Annotated in this window: 21 protein-coding genes and 4 tRNA genes; 18 read left to right on the top strand and 7 right to left on the bottom strand. The window is 43.5% G+C overall.

The window, feature by feature from the left end; all coding sequences use genetic code 11:
- From wzxE to C5469_RS08895, 10 genes are all read left to right on the top strand, one after another.
- Positions 1-1,251, top strand: a complete 1,251-nt coding sequence (gene wzxE / locus C5469_RS08940) for a lipid III flippase WzxE (protein ID WP_166305092.1) — start codon at positions 1-3, stop codon at positions 1,249-1,251.
- Positions 1,248-2,333, top strand: a complete 1,086-nt coding sequence (locus C5469_RS08935) for a TDP-N-acetylfucosamine:lipid II N-acetylfucosaminyltransferase (protein ID WP_166305091.1) — start codon at positions 1,248-1,250, stop codon at positions 2,331-2,333. The genes wzxE and C5469_RS08935 overlap by 4 nt, the downstream gene beginning before the upstream one ends.
- Positions 2,330-3,685 (top strand): ECA oligosaccharide polymerase, encoded by a 1,356-nt coding sequence (wzyE, locus tag C5469_RS08930; RefSeq protein ID WP_166305090.1) that lies wholly within the window; start codon positions 2,330-2,332, stop codon positions 3,683-3,685. The genes C5469_RS08935 and wzyE overlap by 4 nt, the downstream gene beginning before the upstream one ends.
- Before the next feature lie 16 nt (positions 3,686-3,701).
- A complete protein-coding gene (wecG, locus tag C5469_RS08925) occupies positions 3,702-4,439 on the top strand; it encodes a lipopolysaccharide N-acetylmannosaminouronosyltransferase (protein WP_166305089.1) in 738 nt (245 codons plus the stop codon).
- Between the two features lie 242 nt (positions 4,440-4,681).
- Positions 4,682-6,061, top strand: a complete 1,380-nt coding sequence (gene thrP, locus C5469_RS08920; protein ID WP_166305088.1) for a bifunctional threonine/serine APC transporter ThrP — start codon at positions 4,682-4,684, stop codon at positions 6,059-6,061.
- 153 nt (positions 6,062-6,214) lie between these two features.
- A tRNA-Arg gene (locus tag C5469_RS08915) sits at positions 6,215-6,291 on the top strand.
- A 67-nt stretch (positions 6,292-6,358) separates the two neighbouring features.
- Positions 6,359-6,434, top strand: a tRNA-His gene (locus tag C5469_RS08910).
- Between the two features lie 15 nt (positions 6,435-6,449).
- Positions 6,450-6,536 (top strand) — tRNA-Leu (locus C5469_RS08905).
- A 17-nt stretch (positions 6,537-6,553) separates the two neighbouring features.
- A tRNA-Pro gene (locus tag C5469_RS08900) sits at positions 6,554-6,630 on the top strand.
- Positions 6,631-7,393: 763 nt separating this feature from the next.
- Positions 7,394-7,696: an NINE protein gene (locus C5469_RS08895; protein ID WP_166305086.1), complete on the top strand. Its 303-nt coding sequence runs from the start codon at positions 7,394-7,396 to the stop codon at positions 7,694-7,696.
- Positions 7,697-7,795: 99 nt separating this feature from the next.
- On the opposite strand, the gene hemY is transcribed toward C5469_RS08895, so the two are convergent.
- The 4 genes from hemY to hemC are packed head-to-tail and all read right to left on the bottom strand — an operon-like array spanning position 7,796 to position 11,840.
- Positions 7,796-9,004, bottom strand: a complete 1,209-nt coding sequence (gene hemY, locus C5469_RS08890; protein ID WP_166305084.1) for a protoheme IX biogenesis protein HemY — start codon at positions 9,002-9,004, stop codon at positions 7,796-7,798.
- Between the two features lie 3 nt (positions 9,005-9,007).
- Positions 9,008-10,141, bottom strand: coding sequence for a uroporphyrinogen-III C-methyltransferase (gene hemX, locus C5469_RS08885; RefSeq protein ID WP_166305081.1), 1,134 nt, complete (start codon positions 10,139-10,141; stop codon positions 9,008-9,010).
- A 20-nt stretch (positions 10,142-10,161) separates the two neighbouring features.
- Positions 10,162-10,902 (bottom strand): uroporphyrinogen-III synthase, encoded by a 741-nt coding sequence (gene hemD / locus C5469_RS08880; protein ID WP_166305078.1) that lies wholly within the window; start codon positions 10,900-10,902, stop codon positions 10,162-10,164.
- Entirely contained in the window at positions 10,899-11,840 is a 942-nt protein-coding gene (hemC, locus tag C5469_RS08875) for a hydroxymethylbilane synthase (protein ID WP_166305075.1), read from the bottom strand. The genes hemD and hemC overlap by 4 nt, the downstream gene beginning before the upstream one ends.
- A 596-nt stretch (positions 11,841-12,436) precedes the next feature.
- Here hemC and C5469_RS08870 point away from each other — a divergent pair.
- Complete coding sequence (locus C5469_RS08870) at positions 12,437-15,019, top strand: class I adenylate cyclase (protein WP_166305170.1); 2,583 nt, start codon at positions 12,437-12,439, stop codon at positions 15,017-15,019.
- Positions 15,020-15,048: 29 nt separating this feature from the next.
- On the opposite strand, the gene cyaY is transcribed toward C5469_RS08870, so the two are convergent.
- Positions 15,049-15,369, bottom strand: coding sequence for an iron donor protein CyaY (cyaY, locus tag C5469_RS08865; protein ID WP_166305072.1), 321 nt, complete (start codon positions 15,367-15,369; stop codon positions 15,049-15,051).
- Between the two features lie 78 nt (positions 15,370-15,447).
- Between cyaY and lptM the strand changes: the two genes are divergently transcribed.
- From lptM to corA, 7 genes are all read left to right on the top strand, one after another.
- On the top strand, positions 15,448-15,636 hold the full coding sequence (gene lptM, locus C5469_RS08860; RefSeq protein ID WP_166305069.1) for an LPS translocon maturation chaperone LptM: 189 nt from the start codon (positions 15,448-15,450) through the stop codon (positions 15,634-15,636).
- 45 nt (positions 15,637-15,681) lie between these two features.
- Positions 15,682-16,506, top strand: a complete 825-nt coding sequence (gene dapF / locus C5469_RS08855) for a diaminopimelate epimerase (protein ID WP_166305066.1) — start codon at positions 15,682-15,684, stop codon at positions 16,504-16,506.
- Between the two features lie 33 nt (positions 16,507-16,539).
- Entirely contained in the window at positions 16,540-17,244 is a 705-nt protein-coding gene (locus C5469_RS08850; protein ID WP_166305063.1) for a DUF484 domain-containing protein, read from the top strand.
- Positions 17,241-18,152, top strand: coding sequence for a tyrosine recombinase XerC (gene xerC, locus C5469_RS08845; protein WP_166305060.1), 912 nt, complete (start codon positions 17,241-17,243; stop codon positions 18,150-18,152). The genes C5469_RS08850 and xerC overlap by 4 nt, the downstream gene beginning before the upstream one ends.
- Positions 18,152-18,868, top strand: coding sequence for a 5-amino-6-(5-phospho-D-ribitylamino)uracil phosphatase YigB (gene yigB / locus C5469_RS08840; RefSeq protein ID WP_166305057.1), 717 nt, complete (start codon positions 18,152-18,154; stop codon positions 18,866-18,868). The genes xerC and yigB overlap by 1 nt, the downstream gene beginning before the upstream one ends.
- A gap of 66 nt (positions 18,869-18,934) precedes the next feature.
- Positions 18,935-21,097 (top strand): DNA helicase II, encoded by a 2,163-nt coding sequence (gene uvrD / locus C5469_RS08835; protein WP_166305054.1) that lies wholly within the window; start codon positions 18,935-18,937, stop codon positions 21,095-21,097.
- A gap of 95 nt (positions 21,098-21,192) precedes the next feature.
- Positions 21,193-22,143, top strand: coding sequence for a magnesium/cobalt transporter CorA (corA, locus tag C5469_RS08830; RefSeq protein WP_054480821.1), 951 nt, complete (start codon positions 21,193-21,195; stop codon positions 22,141-22,143).
- 302 nt (positions 22,144-22,445) lie between these two features.
- On the opposite strand, the gene C5469_RS08825 is transcribed toward corA, so the two are convergent.
- Both C5469_RS08825 and rarD read right to left on the bottom strand, forming a co-directional pair.
- The gene (locus tag C5469_RS08825; RefSeq protein ID WP_166305051.1) at positions 22,446-22,784 is read right to left on the bottom strand and encodes a GNAT family N-acetyltransferase; all 339 of its coding nucleotides are present in this window, start codon (positions 22,782-22,784) and stop codon (positions 22,446-22,448) included.
- An 8-nt stretch (positions 22,785-22,792) separates the two neighbouring features.
- Positions 22,793-23,683, bottom strand: coding sequence for an EamA family transporter RarD (rarD, locus tag C5469_RS08820; protein WP_166305048.1), 891 nt, complete (start codon positions 23,681-23,683; stop codon positions 22,793-22,795).
- Between the last annotated feature and the right edge of the window lie 52 nt (positions 23,684-23,735).

Raw genomic sequence — 23,735 nt, 5'->3', positions numbered from 1 at the left:
ATGTCACTGGCTAAAGCATCGGTATGGACTGCTGGCTCTACACTGATAAAGATCGGTGTGGGGCTTTTGATTGTTAAATTACTGGCAGTTGCTTTCGGTCCCAGTGGTGTTGGGCTGGCGGGTAATTTCCGTCAACTTATTACCGTGCTGGGGGTATTGGCAGGAGCAGGTATTTTTAATGGTGTGACTAAATATGTTGCTGAATATCAGCAGCAACCGGAAAGGCTGCGTGCGGTATTAGGAACGTCTTCTGCCATTATCTTGGGGTTTTCCACGCTGTTGGCAGTAATTTTTTTGTTGTTCAGTGGGTCAATCAGTATTAGGTTATTTGGCCATCGAGATTATGAACCCGTTGTGCAGGCGCTCGCATTTATTCAAATGGGTATTGCCAGTGCCAACTATTTTCTGGCTATTTTGAAAGGATACTGGGATGCTCAGGGGAATGCCCTGGCGATTATTCTTGGTAGTTTAATTGGTGTGATGGCCTATTATCTCTGCTTTACTCTTGGAGGGTATGAAGGTGCTTTGGCTGGTTTGGCTTTAGTGCCAGCACTGATAATATTTCCTGCGGGGCTGATGCTTTGGTATCGCAAAGTGGTTCCGTTATCAGCTCTTAAGCCTATGTGGGATAAGGTACTCGCTAGTCAACTCGGCAAATTTACCCTTATGGCTTTGTTGACTTCTATCACTTTACCAGTTGCTTATATTATGATGCGAAACTTGCTGGCAGCGCATTATAGTTGGGATGATGTGGGTATCTGGCAAGGTGTAAGTAGTATTTCCGATGCTTACCTGCAATTTATTACGGCTTCTTTCAGTGTTTATCTGTTGCCAACGCTTTCACGATTACAGGGTAAGGTCGAAATATCAGATGAGATAGTCAAGGCGTTGAAACTTGTTTTGCCAGCGGTGGCTGTTGCAAGTTTTACTGTATGGTTGTTGCGTGATTTTGCCATTTGGTTGCTGTTTTCCGACAAATTTACGGCTATGCGTGATTTGTTTGCTTGGCAGTTGGTTGGTGATGTCTTGAAAGTGGGTGCCTATGTTTTTGGTTATTTGGTGATTGCCAAAGCTGCGTTGCGTTTTTATGTGCTGACTGAGGTTAGTCAGTTTTTGTTGCTTACTGGTTTTTCCCACTGGCTTATTCCTGCTAATGGAGCGTTAGGTGCAGCACAAGCCTATATGACAACTTATATTGTTTATTTCACCCTTTGTTGTGGTGTATTTCTTATTTACCGTAGGCGAGCATGACTACCCTAATTCACGTTCTGGGATCTGATATTCCGCATCACAATCGAACGGTATTGCGCTTTTTTAATGATGTATTAGTGCAAGAAATTGGTTTTTCGGCCAAACCAAAGTTTATGGTGGTGACCAGGAATCGAGCTTCTCTGGATGATTGTCCGGAGTTGGATATGACATTTTTTGACAGTAAAAAAGTTCTGGCGCGGGCGGTTACTGCTAAAGCGCAATCAGACAGAGCTTGCCGGTTTTTTTTTCATGGTCAATTTAATACAGGTTTGTGGTTGGCACTGTTGTCAGGAAAAATTAAACGTAATCAATTTTGGTGGCATGCTTGGGGAGCAGATCTGTATGAAGATTCTCGCCAGTTGAAATTCCGCCTGTTTTATTTTTTACGTCGTTTGGCGCAGAGTCGGGTGGAACATGTATTTGCGACTCGTGGGGATTCACATTTTTATTCTCAGCATCATCTGGAGGTACCAACATCATTGCTTTATTTCCCAATCAGAATGGAGCCAGCTTTGACGATGGTAGAAAAAACACCTTCTGACGATAACAGAGTGACAATTTTGCTAGGGAACTCCGGTGATCGATCAAACCGACATATTGCCGCACTCAAAGCTATTCATAAGCAATTTGGTGATAAGGTACGAATAGTCATTCCGATGGGTTATCCAGAGAATAATCAGGTTTATATTGCTCAGGTTGAGCAAACGGCTTTATCACTGTTTTGCTCAGAAAGTTTGAAAATTATTAAGCAAAAGATGGAATTTGATGACTATCTGGCATTATTGCGTTGTTGCGATTTAGGGTATTTCATGTTTGACCGCCAGCAAGGGGTTGGAACAATTTGCCTGTTGATACAATTTGGTGTGCCGTTTGTACTTAGTCGTCGAAATCTTTTCTGGCAGGATCTGACAGAACAGCAGGTACCGGTATTTTTCCTCGGCGATCCTTTGGATAGACAATTGATTGCCGAAGCACAACGGCAGATGCTTTCCTTAGACAGGAATACAATAGCTTTCTTCAGCCCGAACTTTGTTGATGGTTGGCGGCAGGCGCTGGCAAAAGCGGCAGGAGAGCAGCAATGAGTTTAACGCAGTTTGGCGGATTATTTACTGTTTACCTGATATCACTGGTTTTTATCCTGACGCTAACTTATCAGGAATTCCGGCGTGTACGTTTTAATTTTAATGTGTTCTTCTCATTGCTTTATTTGCTGACGTTCTATTTCGGTTTCCCACTGACGTGCTTGCTGGTTTTTCAGTTTGATGTTGAGGTGGTACCAGTAGACTCTTTGTTACATGCTCTGTTGGCTTCAACGTGCTTCTATGCAATTTATTACGTCAGTTATAAAACTCGGCTAAAAAAACCTTCTGGGCAACCCAAAGCACCTGTATTCACCATGAACCGGGTAGAAACTAATTTGACATGGTTACTACTGACATTAGTTGCGGTTGTGACAGTTGGGCTATTCTTCATGCAGAATGGTTTTCTATTGTTTAAGTTACAGTCGTATAGTCAGATTTTCTCCAGTCAGGTGTCTGGTGTTGCCTTAAAACGGTTCTTTTACTTCTTTATTCCAGCCATGCTAGTCGTTTATTTCCTGAAGCCGACACAATTACGCTGGCTGTTTTTTCTGATAAGCACGGTTGCTTTCGGGATTTTGACTTATGTGATTGTTGGGGGAACGCGGGCTAATATTATTATTGCGTTTGCGCTGTTTCTGTTTATCGGCATTGTTCGTGGTTGGATAACATTGTGGATGCTGATAACTGCGGGAGCAGTGGGAATTGTTGGTATGTTCTGGTTGGCACTTAAACGCTATAGTTTGGATGTTAGTGGTGCAGAAGCGTTTTATACTTTCCTTTATCTCACAAGAGATACTTTCTCTCCGTGGGAAAATTTTGCGTTATTATTGAATAACTACGACAAAATCGATTTTCAGGGGTTGGCACCTATTATCCGTGATTTCTATGTCTTCATTCCAAGCTGGCTTTGGCCAGGACGCCCTGATGCTGTGTTGAATTCTGCAAATTACTTTACTTGGGAAGTGTTAGATAACCACTCCGGCTTGGCAATCTCCCCAACTTTGATAGGATCTTTGATTGTTATGGGGGGAGTGCTGTTTATTCCGGTTGGTGCGATTGTTGTTGGGTTGATAATTAAGTGGTTTGACTGGATTTATGAGTTGGGGAAACAGGAGACTAATCGTTATAAGGCTGCTATTTTGCAGGCATTTTGCTTCGGGGCGATCTTCAACATGATAGTTCTGGCTCGTGAAGGGTTGGATTCATTTGTTTCCCGTGTGGTGTTTTTCTGTATTATTTTTGGTTTATGTTTGGTGGTTGCTAAGTTGTTGTATTGGCTGTTTGACAGTGCTGGGCTTATCAGAAAATATTTGACTAGCAACCTGGCTTTATCGCAAAAACGTCCGTTGTAATATTTAAGGAAAGAAAATGGAGCTAAACAATATTCCTAAGTATAACATTCGCGGCTTGAATATTTGGGGTTTCCGCGATATGGCGCACTTTCTTGACCATATTTTTCAGCGAGGGCAGGTAAAGACGGGTACTCTGGTTGCAATTAATGCAGAAAAAGTTCTGACAGCAGAAGAAGACAATATTCTGAGTACTTTGTTAGGTGAAGTAGAATATCTGTATGCCGATGGTATCAGTATTGTACGTGCTATCCGCCGTAAATACTTTGATGCTGAAGTTTCTCGTGTAGCGGGTGCAGATTTGTGGGAAGCGATGATGGAACGTGCTGGCAAGGAAGGCACACCTGTTTTTCTGGTTGGGGGAAAACCAGAGATATTGGAGCAAACGGAAAACAAATTACGGACTCAATGGAACGTCAATATTGTTGGCAGCCAGAATGGTTATTTCACACCAGAAGAACGTAGTATTGTTTTTGAACGGATTCATGCTAGCGGAGCAGCAATTGTAACAGTTGCAATGGGGTCGCCTAAGCAGGAAATTTTCATGCGCGACTGCCGTAAAATTCATTTCGATGCTCTCTATATGGGGGTTGGTGGTACTTATGACGTATTTACCGGTCATGTAAAACGTGCGCCGAAAGTATGGCAGAACCTTGGGCTTGAATGGTTTTATCGTTTGTTATCACAACCAAGCCGTATCCGTCGTCAGTTTAAGCTATTGAAGTTTTTGGGATATTACTACTTCAATCGCCTGTAAATGTGTTGTCTGCCTGTCGTATAACAATTTGCGACAGGTTGTCAAAAAATTCATTTCACAGCGTCTATATAACCGTTTGATCCTGCCGGGCTTTTACTATCAATACTAATTATTAGGTAATTTTTTATTCCACTGAGTGGAAAAACATGTTTTGATCCCTGCCATTTTTATGGCTGGTCAAAACCAGTTTTGTATATTTTGACTATTACACATTACAACACATAACAATGGACAGGGAATTTATGGCAGATCAACAACAGGGCCTGCAACGAGGTTTAGAAGCCCGTCATATCGAGCTAATCGCATTAGGTGGAACTATTGGTGTCGGTCTGTTTATGGGCTCAGCCAGCACGCTGAAATGGGCTGGTCCTTCTGTTTTGCTGGCTTACATTATTGCCGGAATTTTTGTTTTCTTCATTATGCGCTCCATGGGTGAAATGCTGTTTCTTGAGCCTGTCACGGGTTCTTTCGCTTCTTTTGGACATAAATATCTCAGCCCATATTGGGGATGCCTGACCGCTTGGGGTTATTGGTTTATGTGGGTGGCAGTAGGGATATCAGAAATAACAGCTATTGGCGTTTATGCCGAGTTCTGGTTCCCAGAACTTCCTCAATGGGTGTCAGCATTAATTGCAGTGGCATTGGTCGCTTTGGCAAACTTGGCGGCGGTACGTCTTTATGGTGAGCTAGAATTTTGGTTTGCCATGATTAAGGTGACCACAATTATCGTGATGATCCTGGTTGGTCTGGCGCTGATATTTTTTGGCATCGGTAATCAATGGCAACCTATTGGATTGGGTAATTTGACTGCTCATGGTGGTTTTTTTGCTGGTAGTTGGCAAGGGTTCTTGTTTGCGCTCTGTATTGTGGTTGCATCTTATCAGGGGGTGGAACTGGTAGGTATCACGGCGGGGGAGGCTAAAAATCCACAGGTTACGTTAAAGAAAGCGATTAACAATATTCTCTGGCGCATCCTGATTTTCTACGTGGGCGCGATTTTCATTGTGGTTACATTATTTCCGTGGACAGAAGTTGGTTCACAGGGTAGCCCGTTTGTGATGACATTTACCAAAGTAGGGATCACTTCAGCAGCAGCCGTGATTAACTTTGTCGTATTGACCGCTGCACTTTCCGGCTGTAATAGTGGTATGTACAGTGGTGGACGTATGCTCTATGCATTGGCGCAAAACCGCCAGTTACCTTCATCACTGACTAAATTGTCAAAGAATGGTGTACCGGTAACTTGTATTGCCATTACGATCTTGTGCTTGATGGTAGGTTCCAGTTTGAATTACCTGATCCCAAATCCACAGGCGGTTTTTGTTTATGTCTATAGTGCTAGTGTCCTGCCGGGGATGGTTCCGTGGTTTGTTATTCTGATGAGCCAGCTGCGTTTTCGTCAGCATCATCAAGCAGCACTGAAACAACATAGTTTCAAATCTATTTTGTTCCCATATGTAAATTATCTGACATTGGCATTTTTATGTTGTGTGTTGGTGGGCATGGCAATTAACCCTGATACCCGTTTTTCACTGCTGGTAGGCGGAGGATTTTTGCTAATAGTGTCGCTGATTTATTGGTTGGTAAGGCTTTTTAGTGGTAGAAAGCTAATAGCCCGATAGATTAATTTGCTGTCATAGCTGGGGTGGTAGGAAAATTGAGAGCTAGCTTTATCAACGAAATGAACAAGGTGTAATCAAACGCATCATTTCTTTAAAAAAGCACTGGACAGCATATCATTAAATCCGTACTATCCCCATCCGCAACGGCGTTAAGCGCCCGTAGCTCAGCTGGATAGAGCGCTGCCCTCCGGAGGCAGAGGTCTCAGGTTCGAATCCTGTCGGGCGCGCCATTAATAGCGTGCGAGAGCTGCGGTGATTATTCTGCTGTTGTAAGTAGCGAATTAGTAAATAGCTATGGTGGCTATAGCTCAGTTGGTAGAGCCCTGGATTGTGATTCCAGTTGTCGTGGGTTCGAGTCCCATTAGCCACCCCATCTTTTTTGTGACACGCGAGGGTGGCGGAATTGGTAGACGCGCTAGCTTCAGGTGTTAGTGTCCTTACGGACGTGGGGGTTCAAGTCCCCCCCTTCGCACCATAAAAAAGAAAAAATTTCGGCGAGTAGCGCAGCTTGGTAGCGCAACTGGTTTGGGACCAGTGGGTCGGAGGTTCGAATCCTCTCTCGCCGACCAGATTCTGAAAAAACCTGCTTAGGCAGGTTTTTTTGCATTCAGCGCTTCTACCTCTCAATTTTTCTGTTCCCTCTTTAGTCTCTTATTTCAATGTGTGCTCTGTTGAGATAGGTTCAGTGAATTTTTTTCTTCTTGATACTAACCATTCGTTTTATATGGCAATTTATTATTTTGTTATATTCTGACGACAATTGATATATTAACTGTCTCAAATAAGAGACTCATAACATATTGAATTTAATTAAAAAATTTAAAACGTGGGACGAATTGTCTCAAATAAGAGACAGTTAATGAGGCTGGCTTTATCGTGGTTTGCTTTCTTATTGTAATAAATGGAGAAATAGCTGATAAAGCGAGGCAGTTATTCACTTGTATAAAAGCTGGCACGTTAAATGCATACCATAAAAATGTAGATGCTCATCCTATTTCTTATGACAGCATAGGCTTCATAAACCCAGGGATGATGCAGAGCCAATTATCGGTGCCTATTGTCCATGTCACAGATGAATAAGATGCAGTTATCTTTTCATCACCGACCGGACTCAACGTTGAGTGAGGCACTATCCGTCTGTAGACCTGATTGTATTTATACACCTATCTTTCTAAGGTAGGTGTTTTTTTGGCCCATCTTTAGGAATATCTTTGATCTATAAACTGTTCAGATATGAATATCTAATATAGGCAAAGCTGAAAATATGATTGCTGGTTTCGCTATAAAACAGGTTTGGTTACTTTTTTTAACCTACTTAAAGGGAATATATAAATGTCAAGAATGATTGGATGCTTTGGCTGCGGAAAAATGTTGCATGAATCTGCACAGTCGTGCCCACATTGTGGGGCGATGATAAGAGCATATTCTTCTGGTAGTAATAACAGAATTGTGGCTGCATTACTGGCATTTTTTCTTGGTGGCTTTGGTGCTCATAAATTTTATTTGGGCAAGATAGGTATGGGAATTTTATATCTGGTATTTTGCTGGACGTTCATTCCTTCACTTATCTCATTCGTTGAATTTATTATTTACCTCTGTACTTCCGATGAAGATTTTGGCAGAAAATATGGCTAGAAACATGCCCTCGTATGGGAGGGCATTTTTAACGAGTAGTGTGAAAAATGCGCAAAGGAATAACGGTAACTGGATAGCGAAGACACCGTGTTATCTGAGCTATTTGCTATAAACTACGTTACTCTCCTGCTTCAAAGTTAGCACCAATCCCTCACGGCGAACCTGTGCCGCTTCTTCCGGTTTGCGTAACTTATCCAATGCATCTGCTAGCCAGGCATAATCATGAGCATCGGGACGCTGAGCTAATGCTGCTTTAAAATCTTTTGTTGCTTTTTCCCATTCTCCGTGGCGTAAAGCAACCTGCCCAAGAGTACTATTCAATAAAGGAGTAGTACCATATTGCTTTAATTGATGGTCCAGTGCTTTTTGTACCGGTTTTGGATCTTCATTTTTCAACCGTGGGATCAGCCGCAGTAAACGTTCATCGTATTGACGTTTTAAACTTTCTAGGATGATCTTTTGTGCAGTTTCATGATCGTCACATTCGATCAAATGCTCAGATATTGCAATTTGCAAAGCCACATTATGACGAATTTTACGGCCTTGATCATGCCACCAACGTTTTAAACCTTCACTGCCCTGTTCTGACATATATTGATTCATCAGACCGATATAGGCTTGTTGACGCAGCTTATGAATTTGTGACTCATCATGGAGATGGATTTTTTCCATTGTCGGTAGTATGTCAATCAGTGACTGGTAAGCCCCTGATCTTGTATAAGCTTGCTCAGCCAGGCGCAACACTTCTGGATGGCGTGAAGCTTGATTCAGTAGTTTGTCCACACCATGGCGGGCCGCATGAATTTCACCTTGCGCTAGTTGAATACGTACACGGGTAATATCCACAGGCAACTGATTGTTGTCTGCGACTTCTGCTGCACGTTCCAGATATTGATTAGTACGGAATTCATCTCCGCGTTGCTGGGCTGCTTCAGCGGCCAGTAAATAGTTGACTACAGGTTGTTCTGCATGATCAGCATTACGGGTCAGCAATTGCTCTACCTGTTTGAAATCACCTTCTGCCAGTTTAATCAGTGCTTCTTTTGTTTGGGCATGGGCACGGCTGCGTTTGCGCCCAAGGAACCAACCTCGAGTGCGTGAGCTTGTGCGCATAACTCTGCGGTAGCACCAACCAAGAAAGCAAAGTACTAACTGTAAAAGAACAAATATAATAAACAGACCGGTAACGCTAGTTTCAATATTGTAGTTGTCAGTTTGAATTAGTACATACCCTTGATGACCCGCAACTATTGGACCAAGCACAATACCAACAATCAGCACAACAAACAGTAACAGAACTTTCAGCATAGCTTAGCCCTCCTGACTGGTTTCAGAAGATTGGGACAGCAAGCTGCGGACCCGGGTTTGCATCAGCTTTTCCAGTAAAGGCTGGCTTGAAAGATGGTCTGGCACAGTGATGGAAATAGGTTGCTGACTCAGTGAATCAATTTCTTCCAGGAATGTTTTAGTATTTGGATCGTTAATATTAAAGTAAGCTCTGACCCAGGTTGAAACCGTTTCCAGTGACTGTTTAAATACTTCTCCTTGATGACGCGGTATTGCCTGAGCTGCAATCAATAAACGGGCGCGGATATTTTCCCGTAGATAGATATCCTGATTTGGTGCCAATAATGGCTCAGCAGCAGTATCACGGCGACGGATAGTAATGAAGTTATCCATAAAACTGTTCCAGCTTTTGCTCAGGTTCTGGCGCCATTCGGATAACGTACCGGTTAATTGATGATTGTCTTCATCCATTGGTGAACCATCGGGGGTATTGTCAGCCAGACGCAGGTTGTCTACCTGATTAGAGAGCTGATTAACTCGCAGGATAATGCCATCAAAATCAACTTGACTGATGGCAGACAATTCGCTGATGTCCTGTGTAATTGCACGACGGATTTCAATCAGGCTTGGATCATTCATTTCAGCAAGACTGGCATCTGCATTTTTTAGCAGAGCAGCGGCAGTGACGACATCCTGGTCATTCCATAATTTTCGGCCAGCCATTTTGACTAGAAAATCAGCCTGTGCCAGTAGCCAGCTTTTTACATCAGAACTGGATAACGCAGATATTTTGGCCTGTAATTCTTGCAGATGACGATCCAATTGCTCATTTTGTGCGGCTTGTGTGGCAACCTTGCTAGAAGCTTGCGCCTGCTCTTTGAACAGAGCTTCAATACGTTGCTGATCTTGTGATTGTTGATGTTTCAGCGATTCCAGTTGTTGGCGCAGCTCATGGTTCTCTGCACTTAGTAAGTGGCTTTGCTGTTGTCCGTAGTAATAAAGACCACCACCGATTGCCAGAATAATTGCAATAGTAATAATGTTTCTCAGAACGCCAGAACGTTTTTGCTTCTGAGGCTCTACTCTGGGCTGTTGCGGGGGTTCAACCGTTTCTATTGTTTTTTCAACTGTCTCGGCGGACTGTTTTTGTTCCGTCATAGTGGGTATCCCATGTCAGTTTATTCTAGGGCCTGAATTAAGGCATCATTATCTGCACTTTTAGCAACTTTAATATCTTGCCAGCCCAAATTCCGGGCGGTATGTGCAAGACGTTCGCTTACCACAATAAGATGGCAATTCAATAACCACCCGTTTCGATCACTTTCGGGTATTAAGTTGTATAACAATTGCAGTATTTCGCCGCTGGTTACAACTAAAGTTTTTACCCCATATCTTTGCCAGCGGGCGCTGAATTCTACTGCCGAATAATCTACTCGCTGGCGAAAATAACATTCACAATAATTAACTGTGGCACCTCTTTCTGTCAAAGTTTGGGCAATAAGTTCACGCCCGCCATTTCCTCTGAGCAGCAACGCTTGTTTATTTTCAACCTGATATAATGAGGGTAGTTCTAGCAGGATTTCGCTGGTTTCGCCCTCTGATGGCCAGGCAATATTTATACCAGTCAGTTGATGAAAAGCCAGAGCGGTTGATCTGCCAATAGCATAATAAATCAGCTTGTCTGGCCATGATAGATTAATTTGATTTAACTTTGAGTTTGCATAATGCACTGCATTTTTTGACAGCAGAAATACCATATCACCGGTATTCAGACGGCAAAGTTTTTCAGCCAGTTGTGACAGCTCTGAACCTAGGCGAATATAGATTAAAGGTGCGCTAAAAGCAGTTTTGCCCGCGGCCTGTAACCTTCTAACTAATTCTTCTCCGGCAGGAGAAGGGCGTGTTACCAGAATGCTCATGTGGGAGGATTGCCTTGATAAACTTCCGCCAGAATTTCTCTTGCTCCCCGCTCCAGCAATTCTTCGGCCAGTTCAACACCTGCTTGACATGCATCTTTGGGTAAGATTGTTCGCTCGCCACGAATAATAACGCTGCCATCTGGCGCTCCAACCAATGCTCGCAGCCAGATTTTTCCATCCTGCCAGATGGCATAGCTACCTATTGGTACCTGACAGCCTCCTTCCAGACGGGTGTTCATTGCTCGTTCGGCAAGAACACAGATTTCTGTATCATAGTGGTTTAATGGTGCCAGTAGAGCTCGTGTTTGCTGGTCGTCAAGGCGGCATTCAATCCCCACGGCTCCTTGACCAACGGCAGGTAATGATTGTTTTGCGGATAATGGTATACGGATACGGTCATGCAATTCTAACCTTTTCAATCCTGCAACAGCGAGAATGATGGCATCGTAATGACCATTATCCAGCTTACTCAGACGGGTTCCAACATTACCTCGAAGGTCACGGATAATCAGGTCAGGGTGTAATTCACGGAGTTGACACTGACGGCGTAAACTTGATGTGCCAACAATGCTGCCTGTTGGCAGTTCATCAAGAGAGTGATATTTAGCAGAAACAAAAGCATCACGCGGATCATCACGTTCGCAGATAGTGACCAATCCTAGCCCTTCAGGAAAAGAGATAGGTACATCTTTCATCGAGTGAACGGCGATATCGGCCCGGTTTTCAAGCAGAGCCAGTTCAAGTTCTTTGACAAATAGTCCCTTACCACCCACTTTTGCCAGAGGTGTGTCCAGAATGATGTCTCCCTGGGTTACCATAGGAACCAGTTGAACTTCCAGATCTGGGTGAAATTGTTGTAATTTTTGCTGAACATATAGTGCCTGCCACATAGCCAGAGGGCTTTGGCGGGTTGCGATACGGATGGCTTTATTTGACATAGATGCTTGTATTTTTCAGGCTTTGCAGCCGCCATATAAATGAAAAACATAATACCTGTTTTAACACTTCAACAGTTTTTTTTCCAGCTAAGACCTGGGAAGATAATATACAGATCATATTAAAATATAAAATAAATTTTAATTTTTAAATTATTTTTATGTCAATGCCATTGGATTGATTTAAATGTGAATTAAATTTTCCAGTAAATTATTTCTGTAATTGGAGAATTCTGAATAGAAAGAATTGCTAATTGAAATATAACCAATAAGGTGATTTCTATAAGGTCGTTAATAACAAAGAATTACATACAATACCTGAAAACCGGACAGGGGAAATTTCCTTATATAAAAGAAAGTATAAATGGTGTGGGTTTTGTTGTTATTTTTATATATAACAATGTGTTACTCGGTTTCTTGTTGGGAGAGATATTGCAATTCAATTGCTTTACTGACTTTACGGTTTATCTACAAGGTGTTAAATTGATCACGTTTCCGGTAATAAATTGGTAAAAATCATTATAAATAATTCCATTGAGCTATATCAGCCGGAAGCAGGGGATTTATCTGGGCACTGGAACTCAATCGGGCGATACGTCTTGTACCTTTATATTGAAACGCTGAAGCAGAGACTGGACGCGATAAACCAACTCAGGTTAGAACGCGCCTCTACCGCCATGAGTGCGGAATTCAAACAGGTATACAGTTTACTGCCAGTATTATTGCATTATCATCATCCGCTGATGCCAGGTTACATCAATGGTAATGTTCCCTATGGCGTGTGTTTTTTCGAGCATGATCATGATGAAGTACAGAAATCTTATCTTATTGATTTAGAGAATAAATTAAATCACGTTATGGAACCGCCTGCCAATGGTGAACTTCCTATTACTGGTATCTATTCAATGGGGAGTACTTCGTCAATCGGGCAAAGCTGTTGTTCCGATCTGGATATTTGGGTATGTCATCAGTCATGGCTTGATAATGATGAGCGCCTTCTGCTGCAACGTAAATGTACGCTTATTGAACAGTGGGCTGCGGCGCTTGACATCGAAGTTAATTTTTTTCTTATTGATGAAAACCGATTTCGCCATAATACCAGTGGTAGCCTTGGTGGTGAGGATTGTGGTTCTACTCAGCATATTCTGTTACTTGATGAATTTTATCGTACTGCTGTACGTATGGCCGGTAAGCGTTTGCTATGGGAGATGGTGCCAGTAGAAGAAGAGAGCCATTATGATGAATATGTTTTGTCGCTTTATGCGCAAGGTGTTCTGACTCCAAATGAGTGGCTTGATCTCGGTGGATTGGGCGAATTATCCGCTGAAGAATACTTTGGCGCCAGTTTATGGCAACTGTACAAAAGTATTGACTCTCCTTATAAAGCTGTATTGAAAAGCCTGTTATTAGAAGCATATTCTTGGGAATATCCCAACGGTAAGTTATTGGCAATGGAGATGAAGCAGCGTTTGCACGCTGGTGAAATCGTCTCCTTTGGCCTTGATGCATATAGCATGATGCTTGAGTGTGTTACCCGCTATCTGACAGAAATTAATGATACGACTCGCTTGGATCTAATACGTCGATGTTTCTATTTAAAAGTTTGTGAAAAGCTCTCTCTTGATCAAGATGATAAAGGTTGTAACGGCTGGCGGTGCCAAGTTCTGACTCAACTAGTATATGAGTGGAAATGGGATGCAGAACGGTTGGAAATCTTGGATAACCGTAATTCATGGAAAATTGAACAGGTTCGTGACGCTCATAATGAGCTGCTTGATACCATGATGCAAAGTTATCGTAACCTAATCCGTTTCGCTCGCCGCAATAATCTGAGTGTCAGTGCCAGTCCACAGGATATTGGTGTACTGACCCGTAAGCTATACGCTGCATTTGAAGCGTTGCCGGGGAAGGTGACGCTGGTTAATCCACAGATTTCGCCAGACTTGTCAGAAAAAAATTTAACATTTATTTATGTTCCTCAAGGGCGTGCAAATCGTAGTGGTTGGTATCTCTACAATCAAGCACCAACCATTGAATCAATTATTGGTCACCAGCCTCTGGAATATAACCGTTATCTGAATAAACTGGTGTCGTGGACCTATTTTAACGGCTTGTTGACAGAAAAATCCTGTATTCATATTCATAATGGTGAAGCCCAGTGTGATGAGCTGAAATTGCATGAATTAATTAACGATATTTCCGTTCATTTCCCTATCCGTCTGCCAGCCCCGACGCCAAAGGCCCTTTATAGTCCATGTGAGATTCGCCATCTGGCAATTATTGTCAATCTGGAGAAAGATCCGACCGCTGAGTTCGCCAATCAGGTCGTGCATTTTGATTTCCGTAAGCTTGATGTATTCAGCTTTGGTGAATCGCAACGATGTTTGGTCGGCAGTATTGACTTACTTTACCGTAATTCATGGAATGAAGTGCGAACTTTACATTTTAGTGGCGAACAATCTGTTCTGGAAGCATTGAAAACCATTTTGGGCAAAATGCATCAGGATGCTGCGCCACCAGCAGCGGTTGAAGTGTTCTGTTACAGCCAGCATTTACGTGGACTTATCCGCACTCGAATTCAGCAACTCGTATCTGAATGTATTGAGTTGCGTTTATCCAGCAATCGCCAGGACCCGGGCCGTTTTAAGGCGTTGCGCATTGCAGGACAGACCTGGGGGCTTTTCTTTGAACGTCTTAACGTATCTGTGCAGAAGTTAGAAAATGCGGTGGAATTTTATGGGGCAATTTCTAATAACAAATTGCATGGGTTGCCGGTAAAAATCAATACCAAAGAGACACATTTGCCTGCGGTGGTTGATGGTTTTGCCAGTGAGGGGATCATTCAATTTTTCTTCGAAAATGCGGAAGATGGCAAAGGCTTTAATATTTATATTCTGGATGAAGCCAATCGGGTAGAAATTTACTCTCATTGTGAGGGTAGTAAGGAGGAACTGGTGCGCGATGTCAGCCGGTTTTATTCTTCATCTCATGATCGGTTTACTTACGGATCAAGTTTTATTAATTTTAACTTGCCACAGTTTTATCAAATTGTCCAAATGGGAGGCCAGATTCAGGTTATTCCATTCAGCGGATCATCTTTCTCACATTTATGTGTGACTGATGATGGGGAAAACAGTGCAGAAGAGCCGCAGGAACTTTATCGTTCTGTATCACATTATTGATTTACCCCGCTACGCGGGGTATGGGTTAATCATTCAAAACTGAACAGTTCACCACTTTGTTCTGTGATGGACTGCGCCAGCATGGTGAGGAAATCTCCGCCGCTACGGTCGCAAATCCACTGACCATCTTTATAGTCAAAATGATAACCCCCGTTTTTGGTTGCTAGCCAGATTTGATGGAAAGGTTCCTGGCGGTTGATAATAATTTTGCTATCGTTATCAAAGCTCAGGGTTATGACACCGCCATTGGTTTCACAGTCAATATCAGCATTGCCATCATAGTTATCCAGTTGTTCTTCAATATAAAGCATTAGTTGGTCAGCTAACTGATGAAATTCACTATCGTTCATCTTCATTTCCTATTTGCTTTTCGAGGTCTAACTGCGATTATAGAGAATATTGACGTATGAATTACAGGCATTAATGCAATGAAGAAAAAATTACACGGGTTTCTGGCTATCATAACCTTATTTACACTTTCTGGTTGTGGCCTAAAAGGCCCTCTTTATTTTCCACCAGAACAACCCCCGGCAGAAAAAATGGCGACTGCGGCTCAGGTACATGAAGATAGCGCGCAGAAAGAGCAGAAAGTGGGCAGCAGCATCTCTCAGAAATAAGCGAGATAAGCCGGGTAGTTACCGCGATTTACGGTGGAGCGTTATATGCAGTTCTCCAAAATGCATGGTCTTGGTAATGACTTTATGGTCGTTGATGCTGTGACCCAAAATGTTTATTTCTCACCAGAACTGATCTGCCGTCTGGCAGACAGGAATACGGGTATCGGCTTCGATCAATTGTTAATTGTTGAAGCCCCTTATGATCCGGATCTGGATTTCCATTATCGCATTTTTAATTCCGATGGTAGTGAAGTCGCACAATGTGGCAATGGAGCCCGTTGTTTTGCCCGTTTTGTCCGTCTTAAGGGATTGATTAATAAACGTGAGATAAAAGTCAGTACCCAATCGGGACGTATGGTGCTGAATATCACCAATGATGATCAGGTTTGCGTTAATATGGGGGAACCTGAATTTGAGCCCCATAATGTACCATTTCGCGCGTTAAGAGCAGAAAAAACCTATATTTTAAGGGTAATAGAGAAAACGGTTCTTTGTAGTGTTGTTTCTATGGGAAATCCCCATTGTGTGATTCAAGTAGCAGACGTAGAGACCGCCGAAGTGGAAATTCTGGGGCCAGCCCTGGAAAGCCACGAAAGATTTCCTGAACGGGCTAATATTGGTTTCATGCAAGTTTTAAACCGTGGTCATATTCGTTTACGGGTTTATGAACGTGGAGTTGGGGAAACTCAAGCTTGTGGTAGCGGCGCTTGTGCTGCGGTGGCAGTTGGTATTCAGCAACAACTACTCGATAGTCATGTCCGGGTAGATTTGCCGGGAGGCTCGTTGTTTATTTGCTGGGCCGGGCAGGGAAACCCCCTCTACATGACTGGACCGGCGACACATGTTTATGATGGCACAATTCATCTGTAATCGATTCTGTTTTGAACTATGGGGTGTCGGAAGATGGAGAAAAAAGAAGAGCCGTTAAACATCAGTGGTATACTTGATGATCAGACGGTTGTGGATTATTTGTTGGAAAACCCCAACTTCTTTATCCGCAATGCACGTGCCGTTGAACAGCTACAGGTTCCTCACCCGGTAAGAGAAGCGGTTTCTTTGGTTGAATGGTATATGAGCCGTCAGAGAACACGTATTACTTATCTGGAAGAAGAGATAACCCTGCTAATGGAGCAGGCCAGAGTGAATGAGCGATTGTTTGAGCAATTGTTTAAAGTACTTGTTGATTTGTCGGCGGCAGAAAGTTTACAGGATATGTTTGGTCGGTTGAATTCATGGGCGAAGAATCTGGGGCTAAATAGCGCAACTATCCGTCTTTTCAGCGATCTATGGCATATTGGAACACCGTTTAATGCGCCTGGTTTAGCGCTTTCCCGTAATGCTTTCGAACCAATCCGTATTCAGCGTTTTGGTAATAATAACCACTACCTCGGAATGCTGAATGGGCCGGAAATTTTATTGTTATTGCCACAGGTTCGTCATGTAGGTTCAGTTGCTGTATCTCTACTGGGTACTAGGGGAGAGTTAGGGATGGTGATATTTAACAGCCGAAATCATCAGCATTATCAGGAGGGCATGGGAACTGATATGCTTGATCATCTGGCTAAGTTATTGCCGGATATACTATCCCGATGGATTAAACGGATATGACGCAGGAAATCGATCTATTACTGGAGCCGGTTGAGGCATTTCTGCGGTATCTCAGGGTAGAGCGCCGGCTAAGCCCGGTGACTATCATTAATTACCGTCGTCATCTTTCTGCGCTGGCAGAGATGGTTTTAGCAATAGATGTTAGACAATGGAAAGATCTTGATCCTGCCAAAGTGAGAATGCTGGTAACACGTAGTCGCCGCGCTGGTTTACAGTCAGCTAATCTGTCTTTGCGTTTATCTTCCTTGCGCAGTTTCCTTGATTGGCTGGTTACTCAGGGCGTGATTGCTGTTAACCCGGGTAAAGTCGTGAGTACTCCGGGAACTAAGCGCCACTTGCCGAAAAATATTGATGTGGATGAAGTCAACCAATTACTAAATATCAATTTCGATGATCCATTATCAGTGCGTGACCGGACTATGTTGGAAGTGATGTATGGTGCTGGGTTGCGTTTATCGGAGCTGGTTGGTCTTGATTGCCGGCATCTGGATCTTGAAAGTGGAGAGGTATGGGTTTCAGGTAAAGGGAGTAAAGAGCGGAAGGTTCCTGTGGGACAGACTGCTGTTGAATGGCTTAATCGTTGGCTGGAGATGCGAGAACTGTTCGAACCGGGGGATAATGCTGTTTTTATCTCAAATAGGGGGCGAAGAATATCAACCCGGAATGTACAGCAGCGATTTGCGCAGTGGGGCATACGTCAGGGGATAAGCAGCCATATCCATCCTCATAAATTGCGCCACTCTTTTGCCACTCATATTCTAGAATCCAGTGGTGACTTGCGAGCGGTTCAGGAACTACTTGGTCATGCCAGCTTGTCTACCACGCAAGTCTACACACATCTGGATTTCCAGCATTTAACAAAAGTGTATGATGTCGCTCATCCCAGAGCCAAACGAGGGAAATCGTGATGCATTTTTATCGGCCTCTTGCGCCAGTCTCAGCAATGACATTTGATCTGGATGATACTCTTTACGACAATCGTCCAGTGTTAGATAAGGCAGAAGAAGCGGTATTGAATTTTGTGCGGCAATACTCACCTAAATTTAGTCACCTCGATCATCAGGATCTGTGTGTTTTCCGTAAAGCGATACTTGAGCAACATCCTGACATTTATCATGATATGACTTTATTGCGTTGGCAGTCTGCTGAGTTGATGTTTTGTCATTACGGTTTTAGCCGTGAAGATGCTTGTCGGGGAGCTGATGAGATTACGGCTCATTTCGCACACTGGCGCAATCAGATTGATGTGCCTGAAGCAACACATAAAACCCTAGCTATACTTGCTGAACGGATGCCATTGGTAGCCATTACGAATGGTAATGCAGAACCAGCGGCTTGTGGTCTTGCTCGTTATTTTAAATTTGTGTTGAAAGCTGGCCCTGATGGGCGCTCAAAACCTTACAGTGATATGTACCGTTTGGCAGCCGATCGTTTGAGTTTACCGCTTGGGCGAATTTTGCATGTCGGTGATGACCTGAATACCGATGTGGAAGGGGCACTTCGTAGTGGTATGCAGGCTTGCTGGATTAATACAGAAAATAAAAAACTATTGCAGGTAGCTGAAAGTCGCCTGTTGCCGCATATTGAGATTTCCGATTTGGCTTCTTTGACAGCATTGATATAATCAAGAAATTATTCTGTATAAAAACACAGCAGCCTTTGGTTGCTGTCTAATCAACTGATGGTAATTATGGACGTCTCCTATCTGCTCGAAAGTCTAAATGACAAACAACGGGAAGCTGTAGCGGCCCCGTGGACAAACATGTTGGTACTGGCCGGAGCAGGGAGTGGTAAAACCCGGGTTCTGGTACACCGGATTGCCTGGTTATTATCAGTGGAGAATGCTTCACCATTTTCCATTATGGCAGTGACTTTTACCAATAAGGCTGCTGCAGAAATGCGTCACCGGATTGAAAACTTGATCGGTACCAGTCAAGGGGGCATGTGGATTGGTACATTCCATGGTTTGGCCCATCGTTTATTACGGGCACATCATCTGGATGCCAATCTGCCACAGGATTTTCAGATTCTTGACAGCGAAGATCAGCATCGTTTGCTTAAACGTATTATCAAAGCGATGAATTTGGATGATAAACAATGGCCGGCCCGTCAGGGTATGTGGTACATCAACGGCAAAAAAGATGAAGGGTTGCGGCCACAGAATATTGAAAGTTATGGCAACCCTGTTGAGATGACATGGCAGAAAGTTTATCAGGCTTATCAGGAGGCTTGTGATCGGGCCGGGCTGGTAGATTTTGCTGAGCTTCTACTACGGGCTCATGAACTGTGGCTGAATAAACCGCAGATCTTGCAACACTACCGTGGTCGCTTTACTAATATTTTGGTGGATGAGTTTCAAGACACTAACAGTATTCAATATGCCTGGATTCATTTGCTGGCAGGGGAAACGGGCAAAGTGATGATTGTCGGGGACGATGATCAATCTATTTATGGCTGGCGTGGGGCTCAGGTTGAGAATATTCAGCGTTTTCTGAAAGATTTTTCTGGCGCTGAAACTATCCGTTTGGAGCAGAACTACCGTTCTACCAGTAATATTCTGAAGGTTGCAAATACACTGATTGCTAATAACAGTGATCGTCTGGGTAAGAATCTGTGGACTGATGGTGTAGAGGGTGAACCCATTTCCCTTTATTGTGCATTTAATGAATTGGATGAAGCTCGTTATGTGGTCAGTCGGATTAAAAACTGGCTCGAAAACGGGGGTGCGTTGAAAAACTGTGCCATACTTTACCGCAGCAATGCCCAGTCCCGTGTACTGGAAGAGGCGCTGTTACAGGCATCAATGCCGTACCGTATTTATGGTGGTCAACGGTTCTTTGAACGTCAGGAAATTAAAGATGCACTGGCTTACTTACGTTTAATTGCTAACCGCAATGATGACGCGGCGTTTGAACGCGTGGTGAATACGCCTACCCGTGGTATTGGTGACAGAACGTTGGATATTGTCCGCCAGGCTGCCCGTGAACGGCAGGAAACGTTGTGGGACTGTTGTCAAATTTTGCTTCAGGAGAAGGTACTGGCTGGGCGTGCAGCTTCTTCCTTACAGCGCTTTATTGAACTGATAGAGGCGTTATCATCAGAAACTGAAGATATGCCATTGCATGTTCAGACTGACAGGGTTATTCGTGATTCTGGCCTGCGAGCGATGTATCAGCAGGAAAAAGGTGAAAAAGCACAGGCGCGTATAGAGAACCTTGAGGAACTTGTCACTGCAACCCGCCAATTTAATTATCAAGATGAGGATGAAGATTTGATGCCATTGCAGGCATTTCTTTCTCATGCAGCGCTGGAATCAGGAGAAGGTCAGGCAGATGCCTATCAGGATTCGGTGCAACTGATGACATTACATTCGGCTAAGGGGTTAGAGTTCCCGCAGGTATTTATTGTTGGCATGGAAGAAGGTATGTTCCCAAGCCAGATGTCGATTGAAGAAAGTGGACGTTTGGAAGAAGAGCGTCGTCTGGCTTATGTGGGCCTGACACGAGCAATGGAAAAGTTGACAATCACTTATGCAGAAAGCCGCCGTTTATATGGCAAAGAAGTTTATCATCGGCCATCCCGTTTTATTGGGGAGCTGCCGCCAGAATGTATTGAAGAGGTTCGGTTACGTGCGACAGTATCTCGTCCAGTCAGCCATCGTCGGTTAGGTACGCCAATAAGTTCCAATGATAGCGGTTATACTCTCGGACAACGAGTTCGTCACCCTAAATTTGGTGAAGGAACCATTGTTAATATGGAGGGTGATGGTGAACATAGCCGGTTGCAAATCGCGTTTCAGGGCGAAGGGATTAAGTGGCTGGTAGCTGCTTATGCCAGGCTTGAAACGGTCTGAAAATAATATCCAGGTTGAATGTTGACACGCTTTTTCTTCTAAGCGTAACATTCGCGCCTTACGATCATGTAGGGAGTAAAGGAGACTTATGATACATGCTGAGCGCATTTAAGTTAGAGAATAATCGCCTGCTCCGTCTTGAATTAGAAGAGGGAGAAAAGTTATCCGATTCCTTGTGGGTAGATTTGGTTGAGCCGGAAGAACAAGATAGGCTTCATGTCCAAAATGAATTAGGCCAGATTTTGGCAACCCGACCGGAATTGGATGATATTGAGGCATCAGCGCGTTTTTTTGAAGATGAAGACGGAATACACGTCCACTCATTTTTTTACTTCGAAGACGCAGAAGACCATGCTGGCAACGCGACAGTTGCATTTACTATTCGTGATGGTCGTCTCTATACATTGCGAGAGCGTGAGCTCCCTGCATTCCGATTGTACCGTATGCGTGCTCGTAATCAGATATTAGTTGATGGTAATGCTTATGAAGTGCTGATGGATTTGTTTGAAACAAAAATCGAACAGCTGGCTGATGTTATCGAAAATATTTATAGCGTGCTGGAATCCCTGAGCCGGGTCATTATGGAAGGGAAACAGGGGGATGAGTTTGACATTGCCTTGTCCAGTCTTGCTGAGCAGGAAGATATTGGTTGGAAGGTTCGTTTGTGCCTGATGGATACTCAGCGCGCGCTTAACTTTTTGGTGCGACGTGCCCGTTTACCGGCTGATCAACTTGAGCAAGCCCGTGAAATACTGCGGGATATCGAATCCTTGTTGCCACATAATGAATCTTTGTTCCAGAAAGTTAACTTCCTGATGCAGGCAGCAATGGGATTTATCAATATAGAACAGAGCCGGATTATCAAAATTTTCTCAGTTGTCTCAGTGGTATTTTTGCCACCAACGCTGGTGGCTTCCAGTTACGGTATGAACTTTGAGTTTATGCCAGAGTTGCACTGGACATTTGGTTATCCGGGCGCAATTGGTCTAATGATTGCGGCTGGCCTTGCGCCGTATCTTTATTTTAAGCGGAAGAATTGGTTGTAATGTATTACAGATTACTGACAAAATGCTGGTTCTCTTTATCCGGCATTTTGTTTTAATCAAGTTCCGTCCACCAAACAGAGTTTGCCGCCATTGATTTCGAATTTATCCGTGAATTAGTTGCTCTTTTGTATTGCCATAATAATGGCTGGCCTACCGTCGATCCGGTATATACCCGTTATCTTTCAAGTTGCCTCTTTGTTGGCTGCACTCACCCCGGTCACATAGTTCGCTATGCTCCCGGGGATTCGCTCCTTTGCCGTCGCGATGCATCTTGAAATCCATAGGGTATAGATAATCAGAAATTAGTAACAAAAATGAATGTTCATGATATGTTTGAATGACGAGAAATACATTCCTTGCCTGCCGATACCTTGATGCCAGGCAGTGGGTTCAACAAATAATCCATCAAGTTCTGAATCTCCATCAGATTGCGGCAATACAACACTGAACCCTAGAATTACGCCAGCTTGTTCCGCAATATAAACATACCCTGCTTCAATATATTCTGTAGGGAGTTCTATCATGTGAGGATTTGCTAATAATAATTCCCGATTTTCTTCCCACATCAGAGAAGCACGTAACTGAAGTGCTTCAAGGGCAATTTGTTCTGTTGTTTTGGCTAATCTGATGGTTCTTTTCATTATTTTTGCTATCTCTGCAATCTACGCTGTGTATACACGGCATCCAGTGTAAATAGCATCAATGCAGCCCAGATAAAGCCGAAAGTAATCAGCCGGTCAGTGCCTATTTGTTCATCGTAAACCAAGGTTGCCAGCAAGAACATCAGTATTGGGCCGACATACTGGAAGAATCCGAGCGTAGATAGACGCAGATGAGCAGCAGCTTCTGTGAATAACAGTAATGGCACAGTAGTGATAATGCCCGCAGAAATCAGCAATAAATTAAGTGTTGTAGAGTTAGTACTTAAATCACTGGTTGGACTGTTGGCAAAACCAAACAGGTAAATGGCCGCAACCGGCAGTAACCACAGTGTTTCAATCGTCATACCCGTTTGCGCATCAACATTCATCTTCTTACGAAGCAGGGCATACAAGGCAAAAGTGACCGCTAAACTTAACCCAATGACCGGTATAGAGCCAAATTGCCATAGCTGGATTAACACGCCGGTAAAGGCCAGAATAACCGCAACCCATTGCATTCGACGGAAACGCTCACTCAGAAACAGCATACCAAACAAAACGTTAACTAGTGGGCTAATAAAATAACCCAGGCTGGCTTCCAACATATGACCGTGATTGACCGCCCAGATGTAAATCAGCCAGTTACAGGCAACTACAGTAGCAGTCACGGCCAGCAGCAGCACTTTTTTAGGTTGATGAAAAACCTTGGCTACCTGTGACCAGTGGCGAGTTAATGTTACCAGCAGCAACATAAAGAAAAATGACCATATGACACGATGGGTCAAAATTTCGTCGGCAGGTACTTGCTGAATATATTTAAAATAAACTGGAGCAATTCCCCAGATAAAACAGGCTCCTAAGGCGTATAGAACTCCTTTGGTAGTTTGTGGTTTGTTCATATTGTCCTGATGCAAATTAAAGGTGGAAAAAGTGTTATGAGCTTTTAGCCCG

This window comes from Photorhabdus cinerea (assembly GCF_011189575.1).
GTDB classification, from domain to species: Bacteria; Pseudomonadota; Gammaproteobacteria; order Enterobacterales; family Enterobacteriaceae; genus Photorhabdus; species Photorhabdus cinerea.
Note: the sequence above shows the minus strand (reverse complement) of the source record. Positions and strands in the feature narration are given on the sequence as shown.

What these genes read in the sequence shown, in the direction of transcription:
- wzxE (WP_166305092.1), top strand. Translation starts at nt 1, where the DNA reads ATGTCACTGGCTAAAGCATCGGTATGGACTGCTGGCTCTACACTGATA.
- C5469_RS08935 (WP_166305091.1), top strand. Translation starts at nt 1,248, where the DNA reads ATGACTACCCTAATTCACGTTCTGGGATCTGATATTCCGCATCACAAT.
- wzyE (WP_166305090.1), top strand. Translation starts at nt 2,330, where the DNA reads ATGAGTTTAACGCAGTTTGGCGGATTATTTACTGTTTACCTGATATCA.
- wecG (WP_166305089.1), top strand. Translation starts at nt 3,702, where the DNA reads ATGGAGCTAAACAATATTCCTAAGTATAACATTCGCGGCTTGAATATT.
- thrP (WP_166305088.1), top strand. Translation starts at nt 4,682, where the DNA reads ATGGCAGATCAACAACAGGGCCTGCAACGAGGTTTAGAAGCCCGTCAT.
- C5469_RS08895 (WP_166305086.1), top strand. Translation starts at nt 7,394, where the DNA reads ATGTCAAGAATGATTGGATGCTTTGGCTGCGGAAAAATGTTGCATGAA.
- hemY (WP_166305084.1), bottom strand. Translation starts at nt 9,004, where the DNA reads ATGCTGAAAGTTCTGTTACTGTTTGTTGTGCTGATTGTTGGTATTGTG.
- hemX (WP_166305081.1), bottom strand. Translation starts at nt 10,141, where the DNA reads ATGACGGAACAAAAACAGTCCGCCGAGACAGTTGAAAAAACAATAGAA.
- hemD (WP_166305078.1), bottom strand. Translation starts at nt 10,902, where the DNA reads ATGAGCATTCTGGTAACACGCCCTTCTCCTGCCGGAGAAGAATTAGTT.
- hemC (WP_166305075.1), bottom strand. Translation starts at nt 11,840, where the DNA reads ATGTCAAATAAAGCCATCCGTATCGCAACCCGCCAAAGCCCTCTGGCT.
- cyaY (WP_166305072.1), bottom strand. Translation starts at nt 15,369, where the DNA reads ATGAACGATAGTGAATTTCATCAGTTAGCTGACCAACTAATGCTTTAT.
- lptM (WP_166305069.1), top strand. Translation starts at nt 15,448, where the DNA reads ATGAAGAAAAAATTACACGGGTTTCTGGCTATCATAACCTTATTTACA.
- dapF (WP_166305066.1), top strand. Translation starts at nt 15,682, where the DNA reads ATGCAGTTCTCCAAAATGCATGGTCTTGGTAATGACTTTATGGTCGTT.
- C5469_RS08850 (WP_166305063.1), top strand. Translation starts at nt 16,540, where the DNA reads ATGGAGAAAAAAGAAGAGCCGTTAAACATCAGTGGTATACTTGATGAT.
- xerC (WP_166305060.1), top strand. Translation starts at nt 17,241, where the DNA reads ATGACGCAGGAAATCGATCTATTACTGGAGCCGGTTGAGGCATTTCTG.
- yigB (WP_166305057.1), top strand. Translation starts at nt 18,152, where the DNA reads ATGCATTTTTATCGGCCTCTTGCGCCAGTCTCAGCAATGACATTTGAT.
- uvrD (WP_166305054.1), top strand. Translation starts at nt 18,935, where the DNA reads ATGGACGTCTCCTATCTGCTCGAAAGTCTAAATGACAAACAACGGGAA.
- corA (WP_054480821.1), top strand. Translation starts at nt 21,193, where the DNA reads ATGCTGAGCGCATTTAAGTTAGAGAATAATCGCCTGCTCCGTCTTGAA.
- C5469_RS08825 (WP_166305051.1), bottom strand. Translation starts at nt 22,784, where the DNA reads ATGAAAAGAACCATCAGATTAGCCAAAACAACAGAACAAATTGCCCTT.
- rarD (WP_166305048.1), bottom strand. Translation starts at nt 23,683, where the DNA reads ATGAACAAACCACAAACTACCAAAGGAGTTCTATACGCCTTAGGAGCC.